Source organism: Sphingobium sp. (assembly GCF_041987595.1).
Lineage (GTDB): Bacteria > Pseudomonadota > Alphaproteobacteria > Sphingomonadales > Sphingomonadaceae > Sphingobium.
Genome location: NZ_JBHIWJ010000174.1, coordinates 1 through 4,344 on the forward strand (window position 1 = coordinate 1; position 4,344 = coordinate 4,344).

Annotated in this window: 4 protein-coding genes and 2 pseudogenes; 1 reads left to right on the forward strand and 5 read right to left on the reverse strand. The window is 61.7% G+C overall.

Going from position 1 to position 4,344, the window contains the following annotated elements; all coding sequences use genetic code 11:
- Together ACFC3J_RS22205 and ACFC3J_RS22210 are read right to left on the reverse strand one after the other, a co-directional pair.
- Positions 1-300, reverse strand: a pseudogene (locus ACFC3J_RS22205) (L,D-transpeptidase); the annotation flags it as partial.
- Positions 301-575: 275 nt separating this feature from the next.
- A pseudogene (locus tag ACFC3J_RS22210) lies at positions 576-1,333 on the reverse strand (IS5 family transposase).
- Between the two features lie 64 nt (positions 1,334-1,397).
- On the opposite strand from ACFC3J_RS22210, the gene ACFC3J_RS22215 reads away from it, so the two are divergent.
- A complete protein-coding gene (locus ACFC3J_RS22215; RefSeq protein ID WP_125985843.1) occupies positions 1,398-1,964 on the forward strand; it encodes a FecR family protein in 567 nt (188 codons plus the stop codon).
- A 397-nt stretch (positions 1,965-2,361) separates the two neighbouring features.
- Here ACFC3J_RS22215 and ACFC3J_RS22220 read toward each other — a convergent pair whose 3' ends face one another.
- From ACFC3J_RS22220 to ACFC3J_RS22230, 3 genes are all read right to left on the reverse strand, one after another.
- Positions 2,362-2,637: a hypothetical protein gene (locus ACFC3J_RS22220; protein ID WP_375198113.1), complete on the reverse strand. Its 276-nt coding sequence runs from the start codon at positions 2,635-2,637 to the stop codon at positions 2,362-2,364.
- The gene (locus ACFC3J_RS22225) at positions 2,634-4,151 is read right to left on the reverse strand and encodes a PepSY-associated TM helix domain-containing protein (protein WP_375198114.1); all 1,518 of its coding nucleotides are present in this window, start codon (positions 4,149-4,151) and stop codon (positions 2,634-2,636) included. The genes ACFC3J_RS22220 and ACFC3J_RS22225 overlap by 4 nt, the downstream gene beginning before the upstream one ends.
- Positions 4,148-4,344, reverse strand: a 197-nt coding sequence (locus tag ACFC3J_RS22230; RefSeq protein WP_375198115.1) for a hypothetical protein, incomplete at its 5' end; no start/stop codon positions are given. The genes ACFC3J_RS22225 and ACFC3J_RS22230, both read right to left, overlap by 4 nt.

Here is a 4,344-nt window from a genome sequence, read left to right on the forward strand (position 1 = left end):
GACGCCGGTGGGCGTTGCATGGCCTTCCTTGCCCGAGGAGATGGTGGACACGGCGATGCGCACGCCGTTGCGATAGACGGTCGCGATCTGGCGCGAGAGATCGACATAGACGAGCAGCGGCCCGGTCGGCGATACCTGCGGCGCCCAGACCCATTGGCCCGGCTTCAGATTGTCGGCGCGGCGGGCAAATTCCGGCGGCGATGTGGCGCGATCGCCCTGGGCGAGAGCGGGGTGGGGGAGCAGCAGCGTCAATGGCAGAATGGTGGCAAAGCGAACAGCGTAATCGCGCAAGGCGCCCATGATCCGATCCCCCCGATTGTCCGGGATTAAGCCTATCTAGGATCAAGATGGCACGCCATAGGGGAAGCACCCGATGAGCGGCGTTATAAATAGGGATGTCGAAAGATTTTCTGGTGACCCCGTGGACGCTGAAAGTTTAGCATAGTTGAAATTTGACAACAGTATAATTGATTCCTGATGGGCGATTTTGGATGGTCATGGACCATCAGTTTTTCGACCGATGTGCAATCCGGTCCCGGACCGCAGTTTGTTTTTCGGCTAGCGCGGATCGACATTCAGCGTAACCAGATCATGGCGGCGGCGAGGTTTGTGAAGCTGGCGAAGTGGATGGTGCGGCGATCGTAGCGCGTTGCGAAGCGGCGGAAGTGTTTGAGCCTGCCGAGACATCGTTCGATACGATTGCGGTGTTTGTAGATCAGCGCGTCATGCGGGATGGCGACCTTACGGCAGCGGTTTGAAGGTATGAGCGCTTCGGCGCCCATTTTCGCGATGATTGTCCGTAAAGCATTACTGTCATAAGCTTTGTCGGCGAGCACGACGACGGCTTCCTGTCCGTGCAGCAGGGCCGGCGCCTGAGTAACGTCGCCAGTCTGGCCGGGCGTGATGATGAAGCGCAGCGGCCGGCCGAGCGGGTCCGCAAGCATGTGTATCTTGGTGGTCAGTCCGCCTCGGGAACGCCCCAGCGCCTGATCGCACGCCCCCCTTTTCCGGTCGCCCCCTGCTGGTGCGTGCGAACGATGGCGCTGTCGATCATCAAATACTGGTTGTCCCGGTCGGCCGTCAGTGCGTCGAACACCCGTTACCAGGCACCCGCATGGCACCAACGGCTGAAGCGGCGATGCACCGTCTTCCGCTTGCCATAGCGCTCCGGCAGATCGCACCAATGCGCTCCTGACCGCAGCACCCACAAACATCCGTTCACGAACAGGCGGTTATCCGTTCCCGACCGCCCCGGATCGGTCGCTTTGCCCAGTAGCAACGGCGCAATCCTCTCCCATTGCACCTCGTTCAACTCGTACCGCTTCGCCGCCATCATCCACTTCGCGCATCAACACGGCGTCCTATGAATCAGCGATCATCCGCTTTGGGAATCCCGAATGTCGATCCGCCCTAGTGCGGTCACGATCGAGATCCGCTCGACGGATCGCCGAATCCGGTTGTTGAAAGGCGAGGCGCTGTTCACGGTTGCGCCCGATCGTTCCCGCCCCTTCACCGTCCAGGCAGCAATCGGTGAAACGATGGCGCTGGGCACGCAATTCTCGGTCCGCCGGACGGGCGCCGACACTGAGGTTACCGTGACAGAGCACAGCGTGATGCTCGTCAGCGGAGAGGGCAAGGGGGCCAGCCTCATTCTGCGGGAAGGCCAGTCCATCCGCTATGGCGCCGATGGCCGTATCGATGCTCCTCGTTCCATCAATACGGAAGCGGCCACCGCCTGGACGGACGGCGTGCTCGTATTCAAGGATGCGCCGCTATGTCAAGTCGTGGCCGAGATCGGCCGCTATCATCCCGGCTACATGACTATAGTGGGCGACGCATCATCCCTGCACGTCTGTGGCGTATTTCGCATCGACGATCCGGTTGCAGCCATATCCCGGCTTCAGAAATCTCTCGGCCTACGATCCGTGCAATTGTCCCGTAGTCTGATCGTGATTTTCGCCTGAAATTATTTTTCTGAAATTCGACCTCTCGTTTGACCGCATGCGAACGCATGAATTGCAAGGTATTCTCAATAGCAGGTGCGCCTCCATCCCGAATGTCGAATGGAGGGAGTTAGAAGTGCTGAATTCAAAGGGCCTCGAACAAGGCAAGGTTTCCGTGCGGTCGATCTCCGTGTCGCTCGCCACGGCGAGTGTGGTGAGTGGGCCAGCAATAATCTCGACGCCTGCAATGGCGCAGGAAACGGTTTGCCGCATCCGATGGACAATCAATTTATGCGCCGGACCGACCCGTATCATCTAGAGACGGTTGAACCAATTGTGCGTCACGACCGAGGCAGTGATAGTCAGCCTTTGCTTCAGGATCGATATGCAGGTCATGACATCGAGAGGGCAATCGCGTTCAGTCAATATCGGGACGCCCAGATGACTGGCGAATGGGTTTTCCAAAAACGACAATGAGCCCGGCCAACGGCAGGATACAGAAGAACCAGAGCAGCGAAGCGATCAGGTTGGTCGTGGCCAGTTGCGCGACGGGAAGGATCGCCAGAACCAGCGATGCGGCTCCGCCCGCGCGCCAGGCGGCTCGATAGACCATGTGCCTTCGGGATGTGCCGCGCCGGATGGCGTCGAAGCCGGCCACCGCAAGGATCAGGGATAGGGCCAGGTTCACGATCACTGCGCAGCGCCTCCGGCCGGCCTGCGAGCGATCCTGCCTGCTGCGATCCACAAGATGACGCCCATCGCCAGCGCCGTCAGGTCTGCGCCTGAGCGGATACCATCGCCATGAGCCAGCGTTGACGTCAGCGGCGTTCCCGCCAGAGCCGTGCTCACGGGAATAGTCAGGCAGAGCAACGCCGCCGCACGCAACTGCTCTGGCCACGCGCTGGACCAAGGCCGCGCACCGGCATGGATGAGGCTCAGCAGCCAGGCCAGGAAGTAGATAGATGCGGCCATACTGCGCCGGTCTTCGATGTCGGAAGGCAGCAACTGCTCACCGTGCAGGTACGCCGCACAGGCGATCATGTTTCCAGCCACAGCGGCGATGGTGATCCGGCCTGCCATGGCGTGAAATGCCGATCCGCCCCGGCGCGCCCGCTTTTCGGTAAAGAGGACAAGGCCAGCCCCGACCATCGCGGTGCTGGCGAGCCCGGTCAGGAAATAGAGCCAGCGGGCAGCGATTCCGCCCCATTCGATGAAGTGCAGTCCGGCAAGGAAGGCATGGGTCTCGCGGGCCGGGGAGCGCTTCACCAGAACGCGCAGCAACCGGCCGTCGGCGCCTGCGAAGTCGACGCGATCGGGGAAGTTGGCGATGCGATCGTCGCGCTGTCGCCAGATCTCGACTGCGGCATTGGCACGATCGGGATGGCTCACATAGATGTTGACGGCCGCTCCGCCACCCCATGCGCGCTCGGCGCGCGCCACCAGCGGCATCAGCGCAACCGTGGCCTGTGGCGATCCGGCGGGTGTCTCCACATCGATGTAGCGCGATTGCGCAGCCGCGGCCTGATAGGCTTTGACGTCGCCGCCGTTCAGCGTCGCGACGCCGGCGGGGATATAGGCGTAATAGATCAGGACGAGGCCGGTATAGGCCATCATCATGTGGAACGGCAGCGGCAGCACCGAGAGAAGGTTGTGCGCATCCATCCACGCCCGCTGGCGCGAGGCCCAGGGGCGGAAGATGAAGAAATCGCGGAATATGCGCTTGTGAATGATGACGCCGCTGATCGATGCGGCCAGCATGGCAAGGCCTGCCGCGCCCACGATCAGGAAGCCGATGGGGCTGGACTTGCGATCGATCCCCAGCGTGTAATGATAGCGCATGAAGAAGAACCCGGCGTCCATATCGCGCGGGATGCGGACGCCGGTCTGCGGATCGAGGCGGTGGGTGGTGGCCTTGCCCGCTTCGTCGGTCCACACCAGCCGCAGCACAGGTTCGCGCGAAGTGGGGATGACGATACGCCATTGCCTGGCATCCGGAGCGATGCGGGTGAGATAATCCCGTCCCATCGCTACGGCTCGTCCCCGGTCGATGACCACTGGAGAGCGCAGTTCGGGCGTGGTCCAGAGGTTGATCTCGGTATAGAACACCGCCAGCGATCCGGTCAGCAGGACACCGAACAAAACCCAGCCGAACAGCAGCCCACACCATGTATGGAACCAGCCCATGGACTGGCGCAGGCTATCCGTCATCTGGCGACCCCCAGCATCAGAGCGAAGGGGAGTGCCGTGCCCACCAGCAGTTCGCTCCATATCCGCGTGACGCTGCGCACCGCGAAGGCGCGAAGGATCACCGCAACGAACAGTATGAAGGCGAGGCAGGTCGCAAGGATGTTGGCGTCAACCGCATCCATCGGCAGCAGGCGTACCGCCGCGCAGATCCACG